Source organism: Roseovarius sp. BRH_c41, from assembly GCF_000961715.1.
GTDB lineage: Bacteria > Pseudomonadota > Alphaproteobacteria > Rhodobacterales > Rhodobacteraceae > Roseovarius.
Genome location: NZ_LADY01000007.1, coordinates 162970 through 185731, shown reverse-complemented (window position 1 = coordinate 185731; position 22762 = coordinate 162970). Strand labels below are relative to the sequence as shown.

Annotated in this window: 25 protein-coding genes; 18 read left to right on the top strand and 7 right to left on the bottom strand. The window is 61.0% G+C overall.

Going from position 1 to position 22762, the window contains the following annotated elements:
* Positions 1-174: 174 nt before the first annotated feature.
* Complete coding sequence (locus VR71_RS02935) at positions 175-1491, bottom strand: PAS domain-containing protein (protein ID WP_045680993.1); 1317 nt, start codon at positions 1489-1491, stop codon at positions 175-177.
* A gap of 148 nt (positions 1492-1639) precedes the next feature.
* Positions 1640-2716, bottom strand: coding sequence for an alkene reductase (locus VR71_RS02930; protein ID WP_045680991.1), 1077 nt, complete (start codon positions 2714-2716; stop codon positions 1640-1642).
* 224 nt (positions 2717-2940) lie between these two features.
* Here VR71_RS02930 and VR71_RS02925 point away from each other — a divergent pair, with 224 nt between their 5' ends.
* A complete protein-coding gene (locus VR71_RS02925; RefSeq protein ID WP_045680989.1) occupies positions 2941-3372 on the top strand; it encodes a hypothetical protein in 432 nt (143 codons plus the stop codon).
* A 17-nt stretch (positions 3373-3389) separates the two neighbouring features.
* Here VR71_RS02925 and tgt read toward each other — a convergent pair whose 3' ends face one another.
* The gene (gene tgt, locus VR71_RS02920; protein ID WP_045680988.1) at positions 3390-4514 is read right to left on the bottom strand and encodes a tRNA guanosine(34) transglycosylase Tgt; all 1125 of its coding nucleotides are present in this window, start codon (positions 4512-4514) and stop codon (positions 3390-3392) included.
* 110 nt (positions 4515-4624) lie between these two features.
* On the opposite strand from tgt, the gene VR71_RS02915 reads away from it, so the two are divergent.
* From VR71_RS02915 to tpiA, 6 genes are all read left to right on the top strand, one after another.
* On the top strand, positions 4625-5515 hold the full coding sequence (locus VR71_RS02915; RefSeq protein WP_009818660.1) for an SPFH domain-containing protein: 891 nt from the start codon (positions 4625-4627) through the stop codon (positions 5513-5515).
* Positions 5515-5793: an NfeD family protein gene (locus tag VR71_RS02910; RefSeq protein WP_045680985.1), complete on the top strand. Its 279-nt coding sequence runs from the start codon at positions 5515-5517 to the stop codon at positions 5791-5793. Before VR71_RS02915 ends, VR71_RS02910 begins: the two co-directional genes overlap by 1 nt.
* Positions 5794-5943: 150 nt before the next feature.
* Entirely contained in the window at positions 5944-7362 is a 1419-nt protein-coding gene (gene rimK / locus VR71_RS02905) for a 30S ribosomal protein S6--L-glutamate ligase (RefSeq protein ID WP_009818658.1), read from the top strand.
* Between the two features lie 123 nt (positions 7363-7485).
* Positions 7486-7848, top strand: coding sequence for an SUF system Fe-S cluster assembly protein (locus VR71_RS02900; RefSeq protein ID WP_009818657.1), 363 nt, complete (start codon positions 7486-7488; stop codon positions 7846-7848).
* Positions 7849-7877: 29 nt separating this feature from the next.
* The gene (locus VR71_RS02895) at positions 7878-8228 is read left to right on the top strand and encodes an iron-sulfur cluster assembly accessory protein (protein WP_045680980.1); all 351 of its coding nucleotides are present in this window, start codon (positions 7878-7880) and stop codon (positions 8226-8228) included.
* A gap of 42 nt (positions 8229-8270) precedes the next feature.
* Positions 8271-9023: a triose-phosphate isomerase gene (gene tpiA, locus VR71_RS02890; RefSeq protein WP_045680979.1), complete on the top strand. Its 753-nt coding sequence runs from the start codon at positions 8271-8273 to the stop codon at positions 9021-9023.
* Between the two features lie 76 nt (positions 9024-9099).
* Here the strand turns inward: tpiA and VR71_RS02885 are convergent, their stop codons facing one another.
* Entirely contained in the window at positions 9100-9561 is a 462-nt protein-coding gene (locus VR71_RS02885; RefSeq protein WP_009818654.1) for an Lrp/AsnC family transcriptional regulator, read from the bottom strand.
* Between the two features lie 145 nt (positions 9562-9706).
* Between VR71_RS02885 and cysG the strand changes: the two genes are divergently transcribed.
* From cysG to VR71_RS02855, 6 genes are all read left to right on the top strand, one after another.
* Complete coding sequence (gene cysG / locus VR71_RS02880) at positions 9707-11101, top strand: siroheme synthase CysG (RefSeq protein WP_045680978.1); 1395 nt, start codon at positions 9707-9709, stop codon at positions 11099-11101.
* Between the two features lies 1 nt (position 11102).
* Positions 11103-11414: a DUF2849 domain-containing protein gene (locus VR71_RS02875; RefSeq protein WP_045680976.1), complete on the top strand. Its 312-nt coding sequence runs from the start codon at positions 11103-11105 to the stop codon at positions 11412-11414.
* A 27-nt stretch (positions 11415-11441) separates the two neighbouring features.
* Positions 11442-13112, top strand: coding sequence for a nitrite/sulfite reductase (locus tag VR71_RS02870; RefSeq protein WP_045680973.1), 1671 nt, complete (start codon positions 11442-11444; stop codon positions 13110-13112).
* On the top strand, positions 13099-13833 hold the full coding sequence (locus VR71_RS02865; RefSeq protein ID WP_009818650.1) for a phosphoadenylyl-sulfate reductase: 735 nt from the start codon (positions 13099-13101) through the stop codon (positions 13831-13833). Before VR71_RS02870 ends, VR71_RS02865 begins: the two co-directional genes overlap by 14 nt.
* Positions 13830-14237: a DUF934 domain-containing protein gene (locus VR71_RS02860; protein ID WP_045680971.1), complete on the top strand. Its 408-nt coding sequence runs from the start codon at positions 13830-13832 to the stop codon at positions 14235-14237. The genes VR71_RS02865 and VR71_RS02860 overlap by 4 nt, the downstream gene beginning before the upstream one ends.
* 71 nt (positions 14238-14308) lie before the next feature.
* Positions 14309-15160 (top strand): ferredoxin--NADP reductase, encoded by an 852-nt coding sequence (locus tag VR71_RS02855; protein WP_009818648.1) that lies wholly within the window; start codon positions 14309-14311, stop codon positions 15158-15160.
* Positions 15161-15236: 76 nt separating this feature from the next.
* On the opposite strand, the gene VR71_RS02850 is transcribed toward VR71_RS02855, so the two are convergent.
* On the bottom strand, positions 15237-16034 hold the full coding sequence (locus tag VR71_RS02850; protein WP_045680969.1) for a hypothetical protein: 798 nt from the start codon (positions 16032-16034) through the stop codon (positions 15237-15239).
* 215 nt (positions 16035-16249) lie between these two features.
* Between VR71_RS02850 and infC the strand changes: the two genes are divergently transcribed.
* The 5 genes from infC to VR71_RS02825 all read left to right on the top strand — a co-directional run bounded on the left by infC (position 16250) and on the right by VR71_RS02825 (position 18728).
* The gene (gene infC / locus VR71_RS02845; RefSeq protein WP_040651548.1) at positions 16250-16795 is read left to right on the top strand and encodes a translation initiation factor IF-3; all 546 of its coding nucleotides are present in this window, start codon (positions 16250-16252) and stop codon (positions 16793-16795) included.
* 121 nt (positions 16796-16916) lie between these two features.
* A complete protein-coding gene (locus VR71_RS02840; RefSeq protein ID WP_045680967.1) occupies positions 16917-17237 on the top strand; it encodes a hypothetical protein in 321 nt (106 codons plus the stop codon).
* A gap of 156 nt (positions 17238-17393) precedes the next feature.
* Positions 17394-18017, top strand: coding sequence for a J domain-containing protein (locus VR71_RS02835; RefSeq protein WP_009818643.1), 624 nt, complete (start codon positions 17394-17396; stop codon positions 18015-18017).
* A gap of 102 nt (positions 18018-18119) precedes the next feature.
* The gene (locus tag VR71_RS02830) at positions 18120-18323 is read left to right on the top strand and encodes a DUF2892 domain-containing protein (protein ID WP_045680965.1); all 204 of its coding nucleotides are present in this window, start codon (positions 18120-18122) and stop codon (positions 18321-18323) included.
* Positions 18324-18410: 87 nt separating this feature from the next.
* Entirely contained in the window at positions 18411-18728 is a 318-nt protein-coding gene (locus VR71_RS02825; RefSeq protein WP_040651547.1) for a hypothetical protein, read from the top strand.
* A gap of 53 nt (positions 18729-18781) precedes the next feature.
* On the opposite strand, the gene VR71_RS02820 is transcribed toward VR71_RS02825, so the two are convergent.
* Complete coding sequence (locus VR71_RS02820) at positions 18782-19780, bottom strand: DUF4105 domain-containing protein (protein ID WP_296429772.1); 999 nt, start codon at positions 19778-19780, stop codon at positions 18782-18784.
* Between the two features lie 4 nt (positions 19781-19784).
* Complete coding sequence (gene uvrA, locus VR71_RS02815) at positions 19785-22643, bottom strand: excinuclease ABC subunit UvrA (protein ID WP_045680961.1); 2859 nt, start codon at positions 22641-22643, stop codon at positions 19785-19787.
* Between the last annotated feature and the right edge of the window lie 119 nt (positions 22644-22762).

Genomic DNA, 22762 nt, shown 5'->3' with positions numbered 1-22762 from the left:
TTGGCAAGAGAGCATCGGTCCCGCGCGGCGGCAACCACAGCCCTCTCCGTTTCGTTAAGCCTAACTTGGGGCGCGGCCCGTCAGGTTTCAACAGATTCGGCAAAGTTTGCCTGTTGATCCGCGCGGGCACAAGAGCGCATCACAGCCCGGTCGATCTTTCACAGCCGATCCGCCTCACGCAACGAAGCCCCGATCCCGCAACAGGACCGTCACGGCGTCCTGTATCCGCTCCAGCGCCTCGCCCACCTGATCGTGAAAGCGGTCCAACTGACCCAGAATGGATTGCAACCCGGCCAGACGTTCACGCAGAATCCCTGCCTCGACCCGCAAAACCACACGCACCATGGCCAGCCCTGTCACCATACGCCGGATCATTTCGGCATCCGCCGCCAGTTGCCGCACCGCGCGGTAGCTCTCTTGCGTGGCTCGGTCCGCCTCGCGCCGATACCGATCCCTCAACTCGGCAATCACAGCAACCTCACTGGTCTCGCCGTCGCGCGCGCACCCGGTGTCTTCCACACTGAAGAACTCGAACATTTCCGCCATGAGATCGGCCACGACAATCAGAAACACAGACCGCGCCTCGTCATTCACCTCCCAGGTGCCGCGATCCTCGCGCAGCGTGTAGACCACGCGCGGATGACTGCGGATTTCGCGCATCATCAATTCGTAGTTCTTGGCAATCTCATTGATCGGCCCACTGTCCGACCGCAGCTTGCAGGCTTGGATCTTCATATTCGTGGTGATCAACTCGGCCTCTTTGAGATTGAGGCAAAGCGACCGCAGTTCCGTGTCAATCTGCCGTTTGACGTCCAGAAGATGCCCAGAGGCCAGCAAATTATCGGCACAGACCGCGTGCTTTTGCGTCTCCCGCGCACCATGCTCGGACCGCAATGCATCAATCTGGAACGCCCCGTAATTGGCAAACCCCGCCGCGACGATCTCGGCCTCGATCGACTGCGCGCTCTGCTCGGGCGTCAACCGCTCCAGCCGCTCCCGCTCCAACGCGCGCGCGTAGACCTCTCTTACAGTGGCAAAGAGCGGGCTCGTCGGCTTCAACCGCACCGACAAATAGCCCCCCGCAACCGGCGACACCACGGCGAAGACCCAATAGAACCGGCCATCCTTGGCCCGGTTCTTGACATAGGCCCCGACGGAATGCCCACGCTTCAACCCGTCCCACATCAACCAGAACACGCCCTTGGGCATGTCCGGATGCCGGATCACCTTATGCGGGGCATGGGTCAACTGCGCCGCGCTATATCCCGCGACCCGGAGGAACACAGGATTGAACGCCTGAATCACCCCGCGCGTATCGGTGCGCGAAAAGAATAACTCACCAATCCCAAAGGGAACGTCTTGATCAATCACAATTGCATCGGCCCGTGGGCCGGAATCTGGGACGCTTGAGTGCATTTCCACCTCGTGCAGCATCGTTTCATGGACCGACAGCTCAGCGATAGCAGGCTGCGCTCTCGTATCAACGGTCATGCGCCTTACAACTTTAGGGCCACCCCGACGCGCGCAGAACTCCACGCGCATCGCCACGACCCAGTCGTCCCAAGAGACATGCTTCGACACTGCATTTATCGCGCCAACTCTGCGCGCGGCCCGTGGGACCGCGCGCAGGCATCAGATCTCAGACGGTCTCAAGCGCCGAGTAATCAATATACCCTTCAGCCCCGCCACCATAATAGGTCGCCTGATCACCGTCATTGAGCGGCGCATCCTGCTCCAACCGCTCGGCCAGATCGGGATTGGCGATATAGGGCCGGCCAAAGGCCACAAGATCGACCTTGCCCCCCTCGACGCGGGTCAGCGCCAGATTGCGGTCATAGCCATTGTTGGCCATGTAGACACCGGTCCATTTGGCGCGGAGCGCGTCAAACGCCCCCTCACGCGCCCCACCGGTGCTGCCCTCGATCAGGTGCAGATAGGCCAGACCGCGCCGATTGAGCTGCTCCACCACCCAGCCAAAGCTGGTATCGGGATCGCTGTCCGTCGCATCGTTGAACCCCGACCACGGTGACAGGCGAATGCCGATCCGCCCCGGTGCCCAGACCGTTTCCAGCCCGTCCAACACCTGGAACAGCAATCGCGCGCGGTTTCCGACCGATCCGCCATAGGCATCCTCGCGCGTATTCGGCCCATCCTTCAGGAACTGATCCAGCAAATAGCCATTGGCAGCGTGCAATTCGATCCCGTCAAACCCGGCCTCTTTGGCCGCTTTGGCCGCGTGAACATAATCCGCAACCACGCGCGACATCTCATCAGCACGCAGCGCGCGCGGCGTCGATGTGTCCTCGAACCCGGCGGTCGTAAAGGTCTGCGTCTTGGCCGCGACGGCCACGGGGGCGACCGGGGCCTGCCCATCCGGCTGCAAGGACGTGTGGCTGATCCGCCCCACATGCCAAAGCTGAATGACGATCTTGCCACCCTTGGCATGCACCGCGTCCGTCACCTTCTTCCACGCCGCCACCTGTTCGGGGCTGTGGATTCCCGGCGTCCCGACATAGCCTTTGCCCTCAGGGCTGATCTGCGTGGCCTCGGTGATGATCAACCCGGCCCCGGCGCGCTGCGCGTAATAGGTGACGTGCAGATCACCGACCTCGCCCGTCTCATTATCCGCGCGGTTGCGCGTCAGCGGGGCCATGACGACCCGATTGGCCAGATCAAGATCACCGGCCTTGGCGGGGGAAAACAGTTTGTCACTCATGGGGTGCGCTCCTTGTGCATCCGTAAATCCGTACCTCTCGTACCTAAGTCCCCACCCCCGGCCTGTCCAAGCCTTGCGACCTATGGCTTTTTCCACAGCCCATACCGCAGGAACGCACAGTCTGGCCCCGAGTGGCGCGACGTCCCGCGCCATACGTCCCGCACTTGACGCCCGCGCAATGCGCGGCTGCCTCTGCGGCTCTGTAACAAGGGATTTGTCATCATGTGCCCCCTCATCTTCGCCCCCTCCTCGCCGCGCCCCTCCTTGCCGCCGCGCCTGCCCATGCAGAGCCGAAAAAGGGTCTCTTCTTCCAGCTCAAGCGCGACTCGGCCAATGTCGAGGGGGTCTATTTCGTCGGCGGCTACACGCCCGCGCAAATCGTTTCGCTGATGCGCGCATATTGCATGGGCGGAAAGATCGGAGAATTCGCCCATGTCGGCAAGGCGCGCAAGCGTCGCGGCCAGGTGCTCCAGAAATTCCAGACGACCTGCGCCGGGGGCAAGATCGACCTGCCCGACGGGTTCAACGGCAAGACCACTGCATTCGAGATCGAATACATCACCGAAGGCCAGTATGCTGGAAAGCATCTCGTCGAGATCACCGGCTCAGACGGGCTCGGCAACATCGTGCACAAGATCGAGACCACCACGCCCTGACCACCGGCGCGCAGTCTTCACAGCGGTTCAATATCCCCCTCGGCCCGCGCCGCGTGAAACGCCGCCTCCCAAGCGGAGAACCGCCCCTCGGAAATTGCCGCGCGCATCTCCGCCATGATCACTTGGAAATAATGCAGATTGTGCCATGTCAGCAGCATCGAGCTGATGATTTCCTGACTGCGGAACACATGATGCAGATAGGCGCGGGAATAATTGCGGCAGGCCGGACAGCCACAGGCCTCGTCCAATGGCCTCGGATCGTCCTGATGCCGCGCGTTCTTGATATTGACCACGCCATGCCGGGTAAACACCTGCCCCGTGCGCCCCGACCGGCTGGGCAGAACGCAATCCATCATGTCGATGCCGCGCTTGACGGCCCCAACGATGTCATCCGGCTTGCCCACCCCCATCAGGTAGCGCGGGCGATCCTCGGGCAAGAACCCCGTGGCGTAATCCAAAACGCCAAACATCGCCTCCTGCCCTTCCCCTACGGCCAGACCGCCCACGGCATACCCATCAAAGCCGATGGCCTTCAGCGCCTCGGCACTCTCTTCGCGCAACTCCGGCGTGACACCCCCCTGCATGATACCAAAGAGCGCATGACCGGGACGGTCGCCAAACGCGTCTTTGGACCGCGCCGCCCACCGCATGCTCAGCCGCATACTTTCGGCCACGGCCTTGTCACTCGCGGGCAAGGCGGGGCATTCGTCAAAACACATCACGATGTCAGACCCAAGCAGCCGCTGTATGTCCATCGACCGCTCCGGCGTCAGCTCATGCTTGGACCCGTCGATATGGCTCTTGAAGGTCACACCCTGCTCCGTCAGCTTGCGCAACCCGGCAAGGCTCATCACCTGAAACCCGCCCGAATCCGTCAATATCGGCCGCTCCCAGTTCATGAACCGGTGCAACCCGCCCAGCCGATCAATCCGCTCGGCCCCCGGTCGCAGCATCAGATGATAGGTATTGCCCAAGAGGATATCCGCCCCCGTGGCGCGCACGCTTTCAGGCATCATCGCCTTGACGGTCGCCGCCGTACCCACCGGCATGAAGGCCGGCGTGCGGATCTCGCCGCGCGGCGTGTGGATCACCCCCGCCCGCGCCGCCCCATCCTGTGCCAGTTTCTCGAACCCGAACCGCATGCCCCTGCTTCCCATCGCTTTAGCCCTTTTGCCCCCCTTTAAAGCGGTTTACCCTGCCTTGTAAAATGCCGTCTTGGCCGCCCCATTGCTGACCCATTGTGAGACTTCCCATGACCGAAGACATGATCCTAAACCTGATTTCCGCAAATATCGTCTGGCTCCTCATCGCGCTTCTGGGGATCATCGTTATCTTTCGCGGGGTCAAGATCGTGCCCCAGTCCGAGCAATATGTCGTCGAACGCTTTGGCAAGCTGCACAAGGTGCTTGGCCCCGGCATCAACCTGATCGTGCCCTTTCTCGATGTGGTCCGGCACAAGATTTCAATTCTTGAGCGCCAGTTGCCCAACGCGAGCCAGGATGCCATCACCCGCGACAACGTGCTGGTGCAGGTCGAAACCTCGGTGTTCTACCGCATCCTTTATCCCGAAAAGACCGTCTACCGCATCCGCGAGGTCGACGGTGCGATTGCCACCACCGTGGCCGGTATCGTGCGCGCCGAAATCGGCAAGATGGACCTCGACGAGGTGCAATCCAACCGCTCGCAGCTCATTACCACCATCAAATCACTGGTCGAAGACGCAGTCGATGACTGGGGTATAGAAGTGACCCGCGCCGAGATCCTTGATGTCAACCTTGATCAGGCGACCCGATCGGCCATGCTGCAACAGCTCAACGCCGAACGCGCCCGCCGCGCGCAGGTGACCGAGGCCGAAGGCCACAAGCGCGCCGTCGAACTTCAGGCCGACGCCGAGCTTTACGCCGCCGAACAGGCCGCCAAGGCCCGCCGCATCGAGGCCGACGCCGAGGCCTATGCCACCGGCGTCGTCGCCGCCGCCATCGCCGCCAACGGGTTGGAGGCCGCGCAATATCAGGTCGCGCTGAAACAGGTCGAGGCCCTCAACACCCTTGGCAACAGCCCCTCCTCCAACACCATCCTCGTGCCAGCCCATGCGCTCGAGGCCTTTGGCAATGCCTTCAACATGCTCAAAGGGCGCGGCTGATGGCGGGCCTTGCGATTTGGGGTCTCTGGTGGGTCTGGCTGGCCGCCGCCCTCTGCCTTGCCATCCTTGAAGTGCTCGTGCCCGGCTTCATTTTTCTCGGCTTCGCCATCGGGGCCGCCGTGACCGCGCTTCTGGTCCTTCTACCACTCCAGTTGGGGCTAACCGCTTTGCTCGCGGTCTTTGCGGGCCTGTCGCTGGTCACTTGGGTGATCCTGCGCAGGCTCTTCAAATCCACTGATGATCAGACCCGCGTGATCCACGACGACATCAACAAGTAGTAGACTAGCACCAAGCCAGATAGCCACTCCGGCGCGCGGCATTCCGCCCGTGTGCTTGAGATTCAGGTTGAATAATGCTGTCATACTTCCCCCATACGGTCCGACACGACACCACCGACCCACCGCGCCCAAGACAAGGAGCCCGCCTCGATGACCGACGACCACCCCAAAATGCCCCAGCCCCTGCAATTCGGCTGGGAGGAATGGGTGGCTCTGCCCGATCTCGGCGTGCCTGCGATCAAGGCCAAGGTCGATACCGGCGCGCGTACCTCTGCCCTGCATGCCTTTGACATCGAAACCTTTGGCCCCTCGGCCCGCCCCAAGGTCCGCTTTACCGTCCACCCGATCCCTGGTCGCGACGATCTGATCATCCCCTGCTCTGCCCCGATCATCGACCGGCGCGATGTCACCTCGTCCAATGGCGAGCGCGAACTGCGCTATGTCATCGCCTCCAAACTTTCGGTGAATGGCGACACATGGCCGATTGAGATCACCCTGACCAATCGCTCCACCATGGCCTCGCGCATGCTCTTGGGCCGTCAGGCGCTCAAGGATCACATCTCGATCGTCGCCACCGACCGCTTTTTGCAACCCGAACTCAGCTATGACGTCTATCACACCTCGAAAATGCGCACGGCCCAACCCAAGCGTGCCCTGCGTATCGCCGTGCTCAGCCGCGAAGATAATTATTCCACCCGTCGCATTGTCGAAGAAGGCGAGGCGCGCGGCCACACCGTCGAGGTGATCGACACCACCCGCTGTTACATGGCGATCAACGCCCTTGCCCCCGAGGTGCATTACGACGGCAAACGCTTGCCGCGCTATGACGCGGTGATCCCGCGCATCGGCGCATCCGTCACCGCCTACGGTGCCGCCGTGATCCGCCAATTTGAAACCATCGGCACGTTCTGCGTCAACACCTCCGCAGGCATCATCGCCAGCCGTGATAAGCTCTATGCCCACCAACTGATGGCACGCGCGCAGGTCGGCATGCCCAACACCGCCTTCGCCGCCTCGCCCAAGGACACCGCCAACCTGATGGGCCTCGTTGGCACAGCACCGTTGATCGTGAAACTGCTCGAATCCACCCAAGGCAAAGGCGTGGTTCTGGCCGAGACCAAAAAGGCCGCCGAATCGGTGATCGACGCCTTTCGCGGCCTCAAGGCCAATTTCCTCGTGCAGGATTTCGTCAAGGAAGCCGCCGGTGAAGACATCCGTTGCCTCGTGATTGGCGGCAAGGTCGTGGCGTCCATGAAGCGGACCGGTGCCGAGGGCGACTTCCGCTCCAACCTGCACCGGGGCGGCACCGCCAAGACCATCCGCATCACCAAGGATGAACGCGACACCGCCATTCGCGCGGCCCGTGTTTTTGATCTCAACATGGCAGGCGTGGACCTGCTGCGGTCCGACAATGGCCCCAAGGTGCTCGAGGTCAATTCCTCCCCCGGCTTTGAGGGTATCGAAGGGTCGACCGGCAAGAATATCACCGGCGCGCTCTACGAGATGATCGAAACCCGCGTCCGCCCGGTTCCAGTCAGACGGCGCAAATCCAACACATCCAGCGACTAAGCAGATAGTCACTGCATGCCCCTACGGTATACCCGCAGATCCCTATGCCCTCTCCCGCTCCCCTCTGGACGCGGGCCATTATAAATCCTATATGTTTGGTCAGGATAACCGGCAGGAAACGATATGATGAACAGTTCAGAGCCGTTCGAGGGGGCACCCCTGATCGCCCCCTCAAGCACCGATCACCCGCTCTACGATCAGATCGTAGAGGCGTGCCGCACGGTCTATGACCCCGAGATTCCGGTGAACATCTACGACCTCGGACTGATCTATACCATTGATATTGATACCGAAAACACGGTCTCAATCACCATGACCCTGACCGCTCCCGGATGTCCTGTCGCCGGCGAGATGCCCGGTTGGGTGGCCGAGGCAATTGAACCCTTGGCCGGGATCAAGCAGGTCGATGTCGCTCTCGTATGGGAGCCGCCATGGGGCATGGACATGATGAGCGACGAAGCCAAGCTCGAACTTGGTTTCATGTAACCAAATCAACCGATTGAAAGGCAAACTTAATGTTTGGCATTCCCGGAAAACAAGCCGTCACCATGACTCCCGCCGCCGCGGAACAGATCATGCTCCTGATGCAACGCGACGCCCACGAGGGGCTGCGGATTGGCATCAAGAAAGGGGGTTGCGCGGGCATGGAATACACGATGGAGTACGTCAAGAACATCGACCCCCATGATGAAGTCGTCGAACAGGAGGGCGCGCGCGTGATGATTGCGCCCATGGCCCAGATGTTCCTCTTCGGCACCGAGATTGATTACAAGACCTCCTTGCTCGAATCCGGCTTTGTCTTCAACAATCCCAACGTGACCGAAGCCTGCGGCTGTGGCGAGTCGATCAAGTTTGCGGACACGTGAGCTTTGCCTCACTAGAATCTGATATTACTGGATAATACACGCATGAGACGCAAGCTTGCCGCTGGCAATTGGAAGATGAACGGGACCAACGCCAGCCTGACAGAGCTTCAAACTCTCATTTCCGCTCATCCCGCCCCTCAGATCGACATCCTGATCTGCCCCCCCGCCACCTTGATTGTGCAGGCTGCCGGCCTCTCTGCCGACAGCCCCCTCCAGATTGGCGCGCAAGACTGTCACAGCGCCGCCTCCGGTGCCCATACCGGTGATCTCTCTGCCCCAATGCTCGCCGATGCAGGGGCCACCGCCGTCCTCTTGGGACATTCTGAGCGTCGCCAGGATCACAACGAATCCAATGGCTTGGTTGCAAATAAGGTGTCCGCTGCGCATGCCGCCCGCCTCATCGCCATCCTGTGTCTTGGCGAATCCTTGGCTCAACGCGAGGCGGCTCAAACCCTTGATGTGATCGCGGACCAACTCCGCCAGTCGCTGCCCGACACCGCCACCGCCGCCAATACCGTCATCGCCTATGAGCCGATTTGGGCCATCGGAACCGGCCTCACCCCGAGCACCGCTCAGATCGCCGAAGTGCACGCCTTCCTGCGCGCGCAACTTGGCGACCGTTTCGGCCGCGATGCTGCCATGGGATTTCGCCTGCTCTATGGCGGATCGGTCAAACCCGGCAATGCCGCCGACATCTTTGCCATTCCCAATGTCGATGGCGCGCTCGTCGGCGGCGCAAGCCTGACCGCTCACGACTTCTCGCCAATCATCACAGCGCTTGAGAACGCCGTGTAACCCTTTTATTCATATCACTAAATCGCGGCCGTTGACCCCATGAAACATAGACGGTAGCCGTCCCATAACACCCCGCTCAGAGCGGCAACATGGTGGTCGACTTGATCTCTTCCATCGACAAGAGTGCTGTCACATTATGCACCTTCACCTCTGAAATCAGGGCCTGATAGAACACGTCATAGGCCCGCGCATTGGCCACTCGCACCTTGAGGATATAGTCGATATCCCCTGCCAACCGATGCGCCTCCTGCACCTCGGGTCGCTCCTTGAGTGCCTTCAGAAACGCCGCCTGCCAGCCTGCATCATGCTCTGATGTGCGGATCAGCACGAAAAAACAGGCCTCAAACCCAAGCGCTTCGGGATCGAGCAGATAGGTCTGCTGTCGGATCACCCCCGCCTCACGCATCTTTCGAATCCGGTTCCACACCGGCGTCTTGGAACTGCCCACATTCTTGGCGATGTCGTCCAGCGACTGCCCGCCATCCTCCTGCAACTGAATGAGGATTTTCCGATCCAGATCATCAAGGCGAACAGCCATTCTCATTTCTTCCTTATGTCGAAACATTCCATCCAACTCTGATACAGAATGGAACGCATGTCCTTATTGACGCCAGCATATGGCGCTCAGGTGGGAATATTTCCTATATTACAGGTGAAGTCAAACCGATCTCGGGACCCGTCAGATGAAACATTTTCCGATCTTTCTCGCCGTAGAGGGCCGCCGCATCGTCCTGTCGGGTGGCGGCGAGGCAGCGCTGGCGAAACTGCGCCTCCTGCTCAAGACCGAGGCGCATCTGACCGTTCTCACACCAAATCCTGCACCCGAGATCGAGCAATGGGCATCCGAGGGGCGTCTGCACCTGATCCGACGCGCCATGCAGCCCGGCGATACCCTCTGCGCCGTTCTGTTTTACGCCGCGGATGAGGATGCCGTCGAGGATGCCCGCACCTCCGCCCTCGCCCGCGCAGATGGTGCCTTGGTGAATATCGTTGATAATCTGATGGATAGTCAGTTCATCACCCCCGCCATTGTCGACCGCGACCCGGTCACGATCGCCATCGGGACCGAAGGCGCGGCGCCGGTGCTCGCCCGCGCGATCAAATCCGATCTCGAGGCGCGCCTGCCCGCCACCCTCGGCCCCCTTGCCCGCCTCGGCAAGGCCTTCCGCAAGGCCGCCGATGTGCTGCCGATGGGCCGCCGCCGCCGCGAGTTCTGGGCCGACTACTATTTCAACGCCGGTCCCCGCGCGATGGATCAGGGGGGTGAGGAGCACGTTAAAGTCGCGCTTCAAGCCATTCTTGAAAAACACAAAAATGAGAAAGAACGCGAGGGGCATGTGGCCTTTGTCGGTGCCGGTCCCGGTGATCCGGAACTCTTGACTCTCAAGGCCCGCAAGGCGCTCGACACCGCCGATGTGGTGATCCACGACCGGCTCGTGACGCCCGAAATCCTCGAACTCGCCCGCCGCGAAGCGATCCTGATTGACGCGGGCAAAGAGGGCTTCGGTGCCTCGATGTCGCAAGACGCCATCAACGCGCTGATCGTCGAAAATGCCGCCACCGGCGCGCAGGTCGTGCGCCTCAAGGGTGGCGATCCCACCGTCTTTGGCCGCCTGGACGAGGAAATCGAGGCCGTCACCGCCGCCGGTATCTCGTGGCATGTGGTCCCCGGCATCACCGCTGCCTCCGCCTCGGTCGCCAGCATCGGTCAGAGCCTCACAAAACGCGGCCGCAACGCCTCGGTACGCTTTCTCACTGGCCATGACATGAAGGGCTTTGCCGATCACGACTGGCACGCGCTGGCTCGTCCGGGCGAAGTGGCGGCGATCTACATGGGCAAGAAATCTGCCCGCTTCATCCAAGGTCGCCTGATCATGCACGGGGCCGACCGCGCCACCCCCGTGACCGTGATCGAAAACGCCAGCCGCCCCGATCAACGCATCGTGGCTACGACGCTGGACCGCCTGCCCGCCGATCTGGCCCAGGCCGCGATCACCGGCCCCGCACTCACCTTCCTCGGTCTCGCGCCCCGCGCGGCAGAGGCCCAGATTGACCAATCGAAACAGGAGCTTGCCTGATATGGCCCGCGAATTTACCCCCAAGGTCGTCACCGCCAATGCCCTGATCGAGGGCGATGTCGTCTACCTCACCGCCGCCGACACATGGGCGCGCGATCTGGCTGAGGCCGAGGTGCTGACCGACGAGGCCGATGCCGATTATCGGCTCCTGCAGGCACAGGCCCGCGTGGGCGAAATCGTCGGTGCCTATCTGGCCGAGGTCAATCCCGGCCAGAACGGCCCCGAGCCCACCCATTTCCGCGAGGATTTTCGCCGCAAGGGCCCCTCGAACCTCTTTCACGGCAAACAGGCTGATGGCCTGAACCACGCCTGACCCACGCGACACGCGCAGGAGACTAAAATGTATCAATACAACGACTTCGACGCCGCTTTCATTGCGGAACGCAACCAACAGTTTCGGGCTCAGGTGGACCGTCGCATCAACGGAAACCTGACCGAGGACGAGTTCAAGCCGTTGCGCCTGATGAACGGGCTCTACCTGCAACTGCATGCCTATATGCTGCGCGTGGCGATCCCTTACGGCTCGCTCGACCCTGCCAAGCTGCGCCGACTGGCCTATCTGGCAGAGCGGTGGGACAAAGGCTATGGCCATTTCACCACCCGCACCAATATCCAATACAACTGGCCGCAGCTGCGCGACGTGCCCGACATGCTCGATGCACTGGCAGAGGTGGGGATGCACGCCATCCAGACCTCCGGCAACACCATCCGCAACGTGACTTCGGACCATTTCGCAGGCGCCGCGGCGGATGAGATCGAAGACCCGCGCCCGGTGGCCGAACTGGTCCGGCAATGGTCCACCGATCACCCCGAATTCCAATTCCTGCCGCGTAAATTCAAGATCGCCGTCATCGCCTCCGACGCCGACCGCGCGGTGATGAAGAGCCACGACATCGGCCTCAAGATCGTCGAGCGCGACGGCGTGCGCGGCTTTGAGGTCTGGGTTGGCGGGGGCATGGGCCGCACGCCGATGGTGGCCAAGCTCTTGCGCGACTTCCTGCCGCGCGCCGACCTTTTGCCCTATCTCGAGTCTGTGCTCGCCACCTACAACCGCATCGGACGGCGCGACAACAAATACAAGGCGCGCATCAAGATCACCGTGCATGAGAACGGTCTTGATGAGATCCGCGCCTTGGTCGAGGAGGAATTCCCCCGCCGCCGTGCCGCCTTCACCGGTGTCGATCAGGACTGGCTTGCGCGTATCAACGCGGCCTTTGTCACGCCCAAGCTCTCCGAGCGGGACGCCGCCGCCTACTATGCCGCCCGCGATGCCGATCCGGTGTTCCGCGCCTGGGCCGATACCAACGTGACGCCGCATAAACACGCCGATCACGGCATCGTCACCATCAGCCTCAAGGCGCATGGCGAAACTCCCGGCGACGCCTCCGCCGACCAAATGCGCCTCGTGGCGGATCTGGCAGAGCGCTATGGCCATGATGATATCCGCGCCACGCACGCGCAGAACCTCGTGCTGCCGCATGTGGCTCTGGCGGACATTCCCGCAGTGCACGCAGCGCTTAAAACCGCCGGGCTTGCCACTGCCAACATCGGCCTTGCCTCGGATATCATCGCCTGCCCCGGCATGGATTACTGCGCGCTGGCAACCGCCCGCTCGATTCCCGTGGCCCAAGGCATCGCCACCCGCCTCGAAGAGCTCAAGATCGAGCATGAGGTCGGCCATCTTCAGATCAAGATTTCGGGCTGCATCAACGCCTGTGGGCATCACCATGTCGGCCATATCGGCATCCTTGGCCTCGACCGCGCCGGGGTGGAGAACTACCAGATCACCCTTGGTGGCGATCCCTCTGAGCGCACAGCCATCGGAACCCGCACCGGGCCGGGCTTTGCCTATGACGAAATTGTGCCCGCGATAGAGCGCCTGATCTTCGCCTATCTCGACCTGCGCGACGGACCGGAGGAGACCTTCCTTGAAGCCTATAATCGCCTCGGCATGGCCCCCTTCAAATCCGCGCTCTACGACCAAGAGGCCCGCGCCCATGCCGCAGAGTGACCTGATACCACGGGTTCACGCGCTCAATGACCGATACCGCCATCATTCGGCGGTGTCGGTGCTCGAGCATGCGTTGCGCGATCCACAGGCGGGCAAGCTGGCGCTTGTCTCGAGCTTTGGCGCGGAATCCGTCGTGCTCTTGCACATGGTCTCAGTCACCCGCCGCGACACGCCGGTGATCTTCATCGACACTCAAATGCTCTTTGCCGAAACGCTGGTCTACCAACAGGAACTGGCAGAGCGCCTCAACCTGAGCGACCTGCGGATCATCCGCGCGGATGCGGGCGATCTCAGGGCCCAAGACCCGGACGCCACCCTGCATCAGCGCGACACCGATGCCTGTTGCGCCCTGCGCAAATCCGCGCCGCTGCAACGCGCGCTCACGGGCTTTGACGGCTGGATAACGGGGCGCAAACGCTATCAGGCGGGCACGCGTGCCGCCCTCGATTTCTTCGAGGTCGAGGACGATACTGGCCGGATCAAGGTCAATCCGCTGGCGCATTGGACGCCCGAGGATATCCGCACCTATATGGACGAAAACCGCCTGCCCCGGCATCCGCTGGTGGCGCGTGGCTATCCGTCCATCGGCTGCATGCCCTGCACCACGCCCGTCAAACCGGGCGAAGATCCCCGATCGGGCCGCTGGCGCGATCAGGACAAAACCGAATGTGGCATCCATTTTGTCAACGGCAAGATGGTGCGAAGAGGAGTTTCCGCATGACCGTACTCGTCACCGACCGGGGCTTTGGCCCCGACGATTGGACCACCCCCATCACGCCCTTGGCCGAGGCGGGCACCGAGGCAAATGCGCTCGATCTGCCCAATGACACCAACGCCGCCACGCTGGCCGGGCGGCTGGACGCACTTGAGATGATCCGCGTCGATTTCCCCTCTGCCGCTGATGGGCGCGGCTTTTCCATCGCACGGCAATTGCGCTTGATGGGCTTTACCGGACGGCTGCGCGCGCGCGGCCATGTCATCGCTGATCAATATGCGATGGCCCGGCGTTCGGGCTTTGATGAGGTGGAAATCTCTGACGCCCTCGCCACCCGTCAGCCTGAATCCGATTGGCTCTTTCGGGCCGATTGGCAGGCGCATGATTATCAGGCGCGGCTGCGCGGCTGATTATTACCTTCACCTGACCTGAATCAAAGATTAGAAGAGGATGTCGGTTTAACTCACCGGCAGATGGCCCCATGAATGAGATGACCGCCGTGACCCAAGCGACCGCGAAAGCACCTAAAACCCTTGCGATTCCCGATGCGCAGATCGTGACGCAGGTCACGCATTGGACGGACCGGCTGTTTTCCTTCCGCGTGACCCGGCCCGCCTCGTTGCGCTTTCGCTCGGGCGAATTCGTGATGATCGGCCTGATGCAGACCGACGAGAAAACCGGCAAGGAAAAGCCGCTCCTGCGCGCCTATTCCATCGCCTCGCCCTCTTGGGATGACGAGTTGGAATTCTACTCGATCAAGGTACAGGACGGCCCGCTGACCTCGCGCCTGCAACATATCGAGGTGGGCGATGAGATCATTCTGCGCCCCAAACCCGTGGGCACGCTGGTGCATGACGCGCTGCTTCCCGGCAAACGCATCTGGTTTTTTGCCACCGGCACCGGCTTTGCGCCCTTCGCCTCGCTCCTGCGCGACCCGCAGACCTATAGCGATTATGACGAGGTGATCATCACCCACACCTGCCGCGAACTGGGCGAGTTGCAATATGGGGCCGACCTGATCGAGAGCATCCGCAACGACGAAATGTTGGCCGAACTGATCGGCGAGGGCTTTGCCGACAAGCTGCGCTATTATCCCACGACCACGCGCGAAGAGAGCCCCAAGATGGGCCGCATCACCGATCTCATGCGCTCGGGCGAGGTCTTTGCCGATCTGGGCGTGGCCCCGCTCAGCCCCGAAACCGACCGCGCCATGGTCTGCGGCAATCTCGCCTTCAACCTTGAAATCAAGGATATGCTCGAAGGTTACGGCCTGCGCGAAGGGGCCAATTCCGACCCCAAGGAATACGTCGTCGAAAAGGCGTTTCTGGACTGAGAAATCAGAACAACTGACATAAAAAACCCGCGCAAAGCCAAAGCCGTGCGCGGGTTTCTTCATGTAAAGATATAGCTCAGTATCCAAGCGCCGCGCGGGCCGCTTCAAGCGCCGCCTGCAGCAACTCGGGATTGTCCTGCGCCACCCGGACGCCTTCAACCAGCATTGTCTTTTGCAACGCCCCAAGATCGGACTCTTCAATCAAGGTCTCGACTTCGCTCATGTCGAACCCCTCAACCGTCAATGCCTCGGGCGCCACTTCGGGTGCCGTTGCCGGTTGATCCGCCGTCGCGGACACAGCATCCGTTGCCGCCTCTGTCGCGGTCTCCGTCGCCGTGTCCGTCGCCTCTGCTGCCGAATCCTGCGCTGCGTCCGCCGCCTCCGTCGCGGTCTCTGTAGCCGTGTCCGTCGCCGCCGCTGCCGCATCCTGCGCAGCGTCCGCCGCCTCTGTCGCGGTCTCCGTAGCCGCGTCCGCCGCCTCTGCTGCCGCATCCTGCGCAGCGTCCGCCGCCTCTGTCGCGGTCTCCGTAGCCGCGTCCGTCGCCGCCGCTGCCGCATCCTGCGCAGCATCCGTCGCCTCTGTCGCAGTCTCCGTGGCTGCGTCAACCGTCCCTGTCACGGTGTCGCTGACGGCCTCAACCGCCTCGGTTGCGGTCTCGGCAACTGCGGCTGCGGCATCGCTCGCCGTCTCGGCAGCGGCCTCAGCGGCCTCACCAACCGCAGCTGCGGCATCTTCCAATGCCGCCGGGGCCTCGACCTCTTGCGTGCTCTCGCTCACGCTGTCCACGACCTCTGTCACCGATTTGCCGCTGAACAGCAAATATCCGCCACCCAGAACAACGGCCGCGACCAAAATCCAAATCAGGTTTTTCATAACCGTCTCTCCAAAACTGTCGGACACGCACGCTCACCGCACGGCCCATCGTGTCAACGTCTCTTCAAATGTAGGTCTATAGCAAAAGGCGCAAGGGGAAATTGACCGGCTTTCGGCTCAGATCGGCCGATTTGCAGCTTGAAAGCCCGCCTTCCCGCGTTTACCTTGCAGCGTCGAATTCACCCATACCCACAAACGATCGAAGGAACAAAGCCATAGCCCGCAGACCCCACAACGCGCCTCCCACGCGCGAAACCGGCCCCCGTATCAATGACCGCATTCGCTGTGATGAAATCCGCCTTATCGGCGCAGATGGCGAAAACGTCGGGGTTGTGACCCCGCAACGTGCGCTCGAAATGGCCGAAGAGGCGGGACTTGATCTGGTCGAAATCTCACCGAGCGCCACGCCGCCGGTCTGCAAGATCATGGATTTCGGCAAATATAAATACGAACAGCAGAAACGCGAAGCCGAAGCGCGCAAAAAGCAGAAGGTGATCGAGGTCAAGGAAATCAAGTTCCGCCCCGGCACCGATACGCATGACTATGACGTCAAGATGCGCAGCGTCGTGAAATTCCTGCAAGGCGGCGACAAGGTCAAGATCACCCTGCGTTTCCGGGGCCGAGAGATGGCGCATCAGGATCTGGGCCGCCAGCTTCTTGAACGCATCGCCGAAGATATCAAAGACGTCGGTCGGATCGAGAATATGCCCAAGATGGAAGGGCGTCAGATGATCATGGTGATCGGACCGGGCCCCAAATAACCTGCTCCGACGACCAAAGACACCAGGAAACCCCGGATCAGTGGTCCGGGGTTTCGTCTTTCGCTTGCACCCCCGGCCCAGTCGCGTAGGATATGGCGCCTGCCCCAGACCGGAGCCGTTCATGCCCCTTTACGAATACAAGGTCCTGCCCGCCCCCACACGCGGCCGCAAGGCCCCCGGCGTCAAGACCCCCGAGGCGCGCTTTGCCTTGGGTGTCGAGGATCTGCTCAATGACATGGCCCGCGCAGGGTGGGAGTATCTACGCACCGACATCCTGCCCAGCGAAGAACGTCAGGGGCTCACGTCAACCCATACTGTCTATCGCTCGGTCTCGGTCTTTCGCCGCGAGGTGCTGCTGCCCGAGGGTTCACGGCCGCCCGCACCACTCCGCGAGACCGTGCCGACCGAGGAACAGGACGCTGATCTCTCCGAGACCTCTTAACCCGACGGCACAATCAGAGGATCGACCACCCCAAGGACAACGGCCAGTTTCAAGGACCGATCCTGCCCGCCTGACCCGGAATATTTTTCCGCCCGCCCCTTCAATTTGCCGCGTTTTGGCATACACTCTCGTCTCCGACTCGCAAAGGTTTGCCCCATGTCCAAATCAGATCCCTTCGGTTTCGATATGTCCGTGTCCTCGGCCAAAAAGAAAAATCCGCGTGGTCGGCGCGGGATGTCCGGTGCATCCGAAACTTCGACCCGGCTCTGCGACCATGACGGCTGCCAAGAAGCGGGAAAATACCGCGCGCCCAAAGCCCCGGATGTGCTCGACGACTATTTCTGGTTCTGCCAGCAACATGTGCGCGAGTATAACCTCAAGTGGAATTTCTTTGACGGCACCACCGAGGCCGAACTCAATGCGCAAATGTCCAAGGACAAGGTGTGGGAGCGTGAAACCCGCCGCATCACCGATCCCGAGGCCCGCGCCTGGGCCCGCTTGGGCATCGAAGACCCGCATCAGGTTCTGGGCGTCAATGCCACTCAGAACCCCGGCAAGAAAAAGGGTGGCACGCGGAAATTGCCCCCCACCGAGCGTCGCGCCATCGAGATCCTCGAGGCAGAAGACACCTGGACCAAGGCGGACCTGCGCAAGGCCTACAAATCGCTGATCAAGGTGTTGCATCCCGACATCAACGGCGGCGACCGCAGCCAGGAAGAGCAGCTGCAACAGGTCGTTTGGGCCTGGGAGCAGATCAAGGAAAGCCGCAACTTCAAATAACGGCTGCCTCTGTGACCAGATCACAGACCACGCGACCGAAGGCAGGACATACTGACCACATGATCCCGGGCTATTCCGCCCCTTCATGTCAAAGGTGTTCCCATGCTCAAGAAAAACGTCGGCTCCATCGACCGCGCCCTGCGCATCCTCCTCGGCCTCGGCCTGCTGATTGGCTTCTTTTTCAACCGTGACAGTGCCTATAGCTGGCTCTACCTGATCGGTGTGATCCCGCTGGTGACAGGCCTGATGTCCAGTTGCCCGCTCTATTCGATCCTTGGCCTCTCCACCTGCCCGCTCAAGAAGTAACGGCGGCGTTTCGCGCATCTGTCACGCCCGGCCTTGGCATCGGGCGTGACAAGGGCCATGTCTTACGGTGAAACGAAAGGACAGGCCATGAAACAAATATTAGCCCTTTTGCTGATGGGCATCACGTTGGGCGGTACGCCTGTTATCGCCGGCGGCCGCGACTGCCCGCCCGGTCTTGCGAAAAAGCACAATGGCTGCCAGCCCCCCGGTCAGGCCAAAAAGCAGGGCTACTATCGCGTCGGCGACCGGATCGGCGATGACTACATCATCATTCGCAATCCCGGGCGTTACGGCCTCGACCGTGACAGCACCTACTACCGCGTCGGCGATGAGGTTTACCGCGTCAACCGCGAAACCCGAGAGGTTCTGGACCTGATCGGTGCAGCAGCAGCGGTGTTGAACTAACACGTCAGAAACAAAGAGTTACGCAATGTCACCATGTGAGGCATCGCGCAGCTCTAATCGCGCCACCCCTCACGCAGCAGTCGCGAATATTCCACGCCACTCAGCCCGGTCACCGGACGGCGTGGAACGGCAGCGCGCTCTTTCAGCACGTCCAGCGGCTCGGTGCCTGCACCAGGCAGGACACCCAAGTCATACAAATACCCCGGCAGACGGCCCGATAGAATGACACGTGGATCAAACACCACCTGATCAGACGCCCGCCGCACAAGCCGATAAGGCATCGTCGTGCAATTGGTCCAGAGCGTGTGATACCAACGCGGCTCTTGGGCCAAGGCATTGCCATACTCCAGGAACGCCCGAAACAACGCCGTCCGTTGCGCAGCAGGCATCGCCACCGGATAAAGCGACACCGTCTCGCCCCGCGCATCCGTTCGCAAATGCACGATGTCGCGCTCGTCAGCGGCAATCAGCACCAGCTCATACTTCTTAAAGAACCCACCGAGTGCCGAAAACTCCTCGCCCACCTCTTTGCGAATCTCTCCCGAAAACACGATGTGCCGCCCGTCAGAAAAACCGAAACTGACCAGCGTATGGGCAATCTCCGGACTATCCCAAATCGACATGATCATATCCACTGACTGGATTGCCGTTGGATCAAGGTCTAGATCATACCAGCCTTCAACCGCCTCAGTCGGACTCGACCATCGAAAACTTCGGATGTTACGGACACGGACCAGATCACCGACGCCCTGCTCAGACGTGACACCGCGCGCGACCTCCGCCATCCAGTCGCGATCCTGACGCGGCTCGATCGTCACCCACCAGAGCCCCCAAACCGCCAGCACAGAAATGCATAGCCCCCAGACCCGGCCCCACTCCCCGCGCGTCATGAACCGAGCCATCACAAGACAGCAGAGCGCCAAGGCGAAATAGAGCAGATAGACAAGCGGGGCGGTGATCTGAAAATGCACACTCAGGCCAATCCAGAGCGCGAGGAACAAAAGGACGACGAGACGTACGATCCGCCCGCACAACCGTACGATCCGCCCCACCACCCTACTCCGCTGCAACTCGGCGCGCGGCCAGAATCTCCTTGAGATAATGCCCGGTGTGACTGCGCGGTTCGTCTGCCACCTGTTCCGGTGTCCCAACGGCCACAATCTCACCCCCGCCATCGCCCCCTTCGGGACCAATGTCGATGACATGATCGGCGGTCTTGATCACGTCGAGATTATGCTCGATTACTACGACAGAATTGCCCTGATCGACCAATTCATGCAATACTTCCAAGAGCTTCTTCACATCCTCAAAGTGCAATCCCGTGGTCGGCTCATCCAGAATATAGAGCGTGCGCCCCGTGGAGCGCTTGGCCAATTCCTTCGACAGTTTGACGCGCTGCGCCTCACCACCCGACAGAGTCGTCGCTTGCTGGCCGACCTTGATATAGCCAAGGCCAACGCGCATCAGCGCATCCATCTTCTCGCGGATGGATGGGACCGCCTTGAAAAACTCCTGCGCCTCTTCAACCGTCATATCAAGAACGTCGGCTATGCTCTTGCCTTTAAAGCGAATTTCCAACGTTTCACGGTTATAGCGCGCGCCTTTGCAGGTCTCACATTCCACATAGACATCCGGCAGGAAATGCATCTCGATCTTGATGAGACCGTCGCCCTGACAGGCCTCACATCGCCCGCCTTTGACGTTAAAGCTGAATCGCCCGGGCTTGTACCCGCGCGCCTTGGCCTCGGGTAGCCCAGCAAACCAATCCCGGATTGGCGTAAAGGCCCCGGTGTAAGTGGCTGGATTTGAACGAGGAGTTCGCCCGATGGGCCGTTGGTCGATGTCAATCACCTTGTCGAGATGCTCCAACCCCTTGATCGTCTCGCAGGGCGCAGGCGTCTGCCGCGCGCCGTTCAGACGCATCGAGGCGGTTTTGAACAGGGTCTCAATGGTCAGAGTGGATTTCCCCCCACCCGAGACCCCTGAAACACAAACGAATTTTCCAAGCGGAAACTCTGCCGTCATCTCTTTGAGGTTGTTTCCGGTCGCCTTGACCACCGTCAGTTTCTTCTTGTTGCCCTTGCGACGTACCTCGGGCACCGCGATTTCACGCGTCCCCGACAGATATTGCCCCGTGATCGAGGCGGGGTCATTGGCCACGACGTCAGGCGTGCCGTGGCTGACCACCCGCCCGCCATGCACGCCCGCACCGGGACCAATGTCAAAGACGTAATCCGCCGTGCGAATGGCCTCTTCGTCATGCTCAACCACGATCACCGTATTGCCCTGATCGCGCAGATTGCGCAGCGTTTGCAAAAGCCGCCCATTGTCCCGCTGATGCAAGCCGATAGACGGCTCATCGAGCACATAGAGCACGCCGGTAAGGCCACTGCCGATCTGGCTCGCCAACCTGATCCGCTGACTCTCGCCCCCCGACAGCGTGCCTGCATTGCGGCTAAGTGTCAGATAATCAAGGCCAACATTGTTGAGAAACCCAAGCCGCTCGCGGATTTCCTTGAGAATGGCACGGGCGATTTCATTCTTCTGCTTGCCCAGATGATCCGGCACCGTCCCGCACCAGTCCAGCGCCTCACGGATCGACATTTGCACCACTTGCCCCACATGCAGGCCTGCAATGCGCACCGCAAGCGCCTCGGCCCGCAGGCGATAACCACCGCAGGCACCGCAGGGGCGGTTGTTCTGATAGCGCTCGAATTCCTCACGCACCCAGTTCGAATCCGTCTCGCGATAGCGCCGCTCCATATTAGGAATGACCCCCTCGAATACGCGGCTCACCTGATAAACGCGCCCGCCCTCATCATAACGGAACGGGATCTCTTCCTCGCCAGAGCCATGCAGAAAAATTTGCTTCACATGTGCAGGCAGGTCTTTCCACAAGCTATTCTTGTCGAATTCGTAATGCTTGGCGATCGAGTTGATGGTCTGCGTGAAATACGGACTTTTGCCCTTGCGCCACGGCGCAATCGCGCCATCCGCCAATTTCAGCGCCTCATCAGGGACAACCAGCCGTTCGTCAAAGAACAGTTCCGCCCCAAGCCCGTCACAGGCGGGACACGCGCCAAACGGGGCATTGAAGGAAAACAGTCGTGGCTCGATCTCTGGAATGGTGAACCCACTGACCGGACAGGCAAATTTCTCGCTGAAGGTGATCCGCTCCGGTTCAGCGTCCTTGGGTGCGGTTTCCAGCACGGCAATCCCGTCGGCCAGATCGAGCGCGGTGCGGAAACTGTCCGCCAGCCGCGTCTCCAGCCCCTCTTTCACGACGAGGCGATCCACCACCACGTCGATGTCATGGCGGAATTTCTTGTCGAGCGTGGGCGGTTCGTCCAACTCGTAGAATTCGCCATTCACTTTGACCCGCTGGAACCCGGACTTGCGCAGCTCCAGAAACTCCTTGCGATACTCGCCCTTGCGGTCGCGCACGATCGGGGCGAGCAGATAGGCACGCGTGCCCTCCTCCATCGCCATCACACGGTCGACCATATCCTGCACCTGCTGCGCCTCGATCGGCAGGCCGGTGGCAGGCGAATAGGGTGTGCCGACGCGGGCAAAGAGCAGCCGCATGTAGTCGTAAATCTCGGTCACGGTGCCAACGGTCGAACGCGGATTCTTGGAGGTCGTCTTTTGCTCAATGGAAATTGCAGGGGATAGCCCGCTGATGTGATCCACATCTGGCTTTTCCATCATGTCGAGAAATTGCCGCGCATAGGCGCTGAGGCTCTCGACATAGCGCCGCTGACCCTCGGCATAGATCGTGTCAAACGCGAGCGACGACTTGCCCGACCCCGAAAGCCCGGTGATCACAACCAACTGATCGCGCGGAATATCCACGTCGATGTTCTTGAGGTTGTGCTCGCGCGCGCCGCGCACCTCGATATACTTCAGATCGGCCATTCTGACCCCCGGGGTTCATATCCCCCACACATAGGCGAGACGCGCGCAGCTTCCAAGCCAATTTTGCGAACAGAGCGCGAACATGCAACAATCCACTGAACCAGCCCGCCACGTGGCCT

Coding starts and splice junctions, on each gene's coding strand:
- VR71_RS02935 (WP_045680993.1), bottom strand. CDS start 1,491: ATGACCGTTGATACGAGAGCGCAGCCTGCTATCGCTGAGCTGTCGGTC.
- VR71_RS02855 (WP_009818648.1), top strand. CDS start 14,309: ATGAATGAGATGACCGCCGTGACCCAAGCGACCGCGAAAGCACCTAAA.
- tpiA (WP_045680979.1), top strand. CDS start 8,271: ATGAGACGCAAGCTTGCCGCTGGCAATTGGAAGATGAACGGGACCAAC.
- VR71_RS02895 (WP_045680980.1), top strand. CDS start 7,878: ATGTTTGGCATTCCCGGAAAACAAGCCGTCACCATGACTCCCGCCGCC.
- VR71_RS02830 (WP_045680965.1), top strand. CDS start 18,120: ATGCTCAAGAAAAACGTCGGCTCCATCGACCGCGCCCTGCGCATCCTC.
- VR71_RS02930 (WP_045680991.1), bottom strand. CDS start 2,716: ATGAGTGACAAACTGTTTTCCCCCGCCAAGGCCGGTGATCTTGATCTG.
- tgt (WP_045680988.1), bottom strand. CDS start 4,514: ATGCGGTTCGGGTTCGAGAAACTGGCACAGGATGGGGCGGCGCGGGCG.
- VR71_RS02850 (WP_045680969.1), bottom strand. CDS start 16,034: ATGAAAAACCTGATTTGGATTTTGGTCGCGGCCGTTGTTCTGGGTGGC.
- cysG (WP_045680978.1), top strand. CDS start 9,707: ATGAAACATTTTCCGATCTTTCTCGCCGTAGAGGGCCGCCGCATCGTC.
- VR71_RS02840 (WP_045680967.1), top strand. CDS start 16,917: ATGCCCCTTTACGAATACAAGGTCCTGCCCGCCCCCACACGCGGCCGC.
- VR71_RS02865 (WP_009818650.1), top strand. CDS start 13,099: ATGCCGCAGAGTGACCTGATACCACGGGTTCACGCGCTCAATGACCGA.
- VR71_RS02835 (WP_009818643.1), top strand. CDS start 17,394: ATGTCCAAATCAGATCCCTTCGGTTTCGATATGTCCGTGTCCTCGGCC.
- uvrA (WP_045680961.1), bottom strand. CDS start 22,643: ATGGCCGATCTGAAGTATATCGAGGTGCGCGGCGCGCGCGAGCACAAC.
- VR71_RS02915 (WP_009818660.1), top strand. CDS start 4,625: ATGACCGAAGACATGATCCTAAACCTGATTTCCGCAAATATCGTCTGG.
- VR71_RS02825 (WP_040651547.1), top strand. CDS start 18,411: ATGAAACAAATATTAGCCCTTTTGCTGATGGGCATCACGTTGGGCGGT.
- rimK (WP_009818658.1), top strand. CDS start 5,944: ATGACCGACGACCACCCCAAAATGCCCCAGCCCCTGCAATTCGGCTGG.
- VR71_RS02910 (WP_045680985.1), top strand. CDS start 5,515: ATGGCGGGCCTTGCGATTTGGGGTCTCTGGTGGGTCTGGCTGGCCGCC.
- VR71_RS02885 (WP_009818654.1), bottom strand. CDS start 9,561: ATGGCTGTTCGCCTTGATGATCTGGATCGGAAAATCCTCATTCAGTTG.
- VR71_RS02900 (WP_009818657.1), top strand. CDS start 7,486: ATGATGAACAGTTCAGAGCCGTTCGAGGGGGCACCCCTGATCGCCCCC.
- VR71_RS02860 (WP_045680971.1), top strand. CDS start 13,830: ATGACCGTACTCGTCACCGACCGGGGCTTTGGCCCCGACGATTGGACC.
- VR71_RS02870 (WP_045680973.1), top strand. CDS start 11,442: ATGTATCAATACAACGACTTCGACGCCGCTTTCATTGCGGAACGCAAC.
- VR71_RS02875 (WP_045680976.1), top strand. CDS start 11,103: ATGGCCCGCGAATTTACCCCCAAGGTCGTCACCGCCAATGCCCTGATC.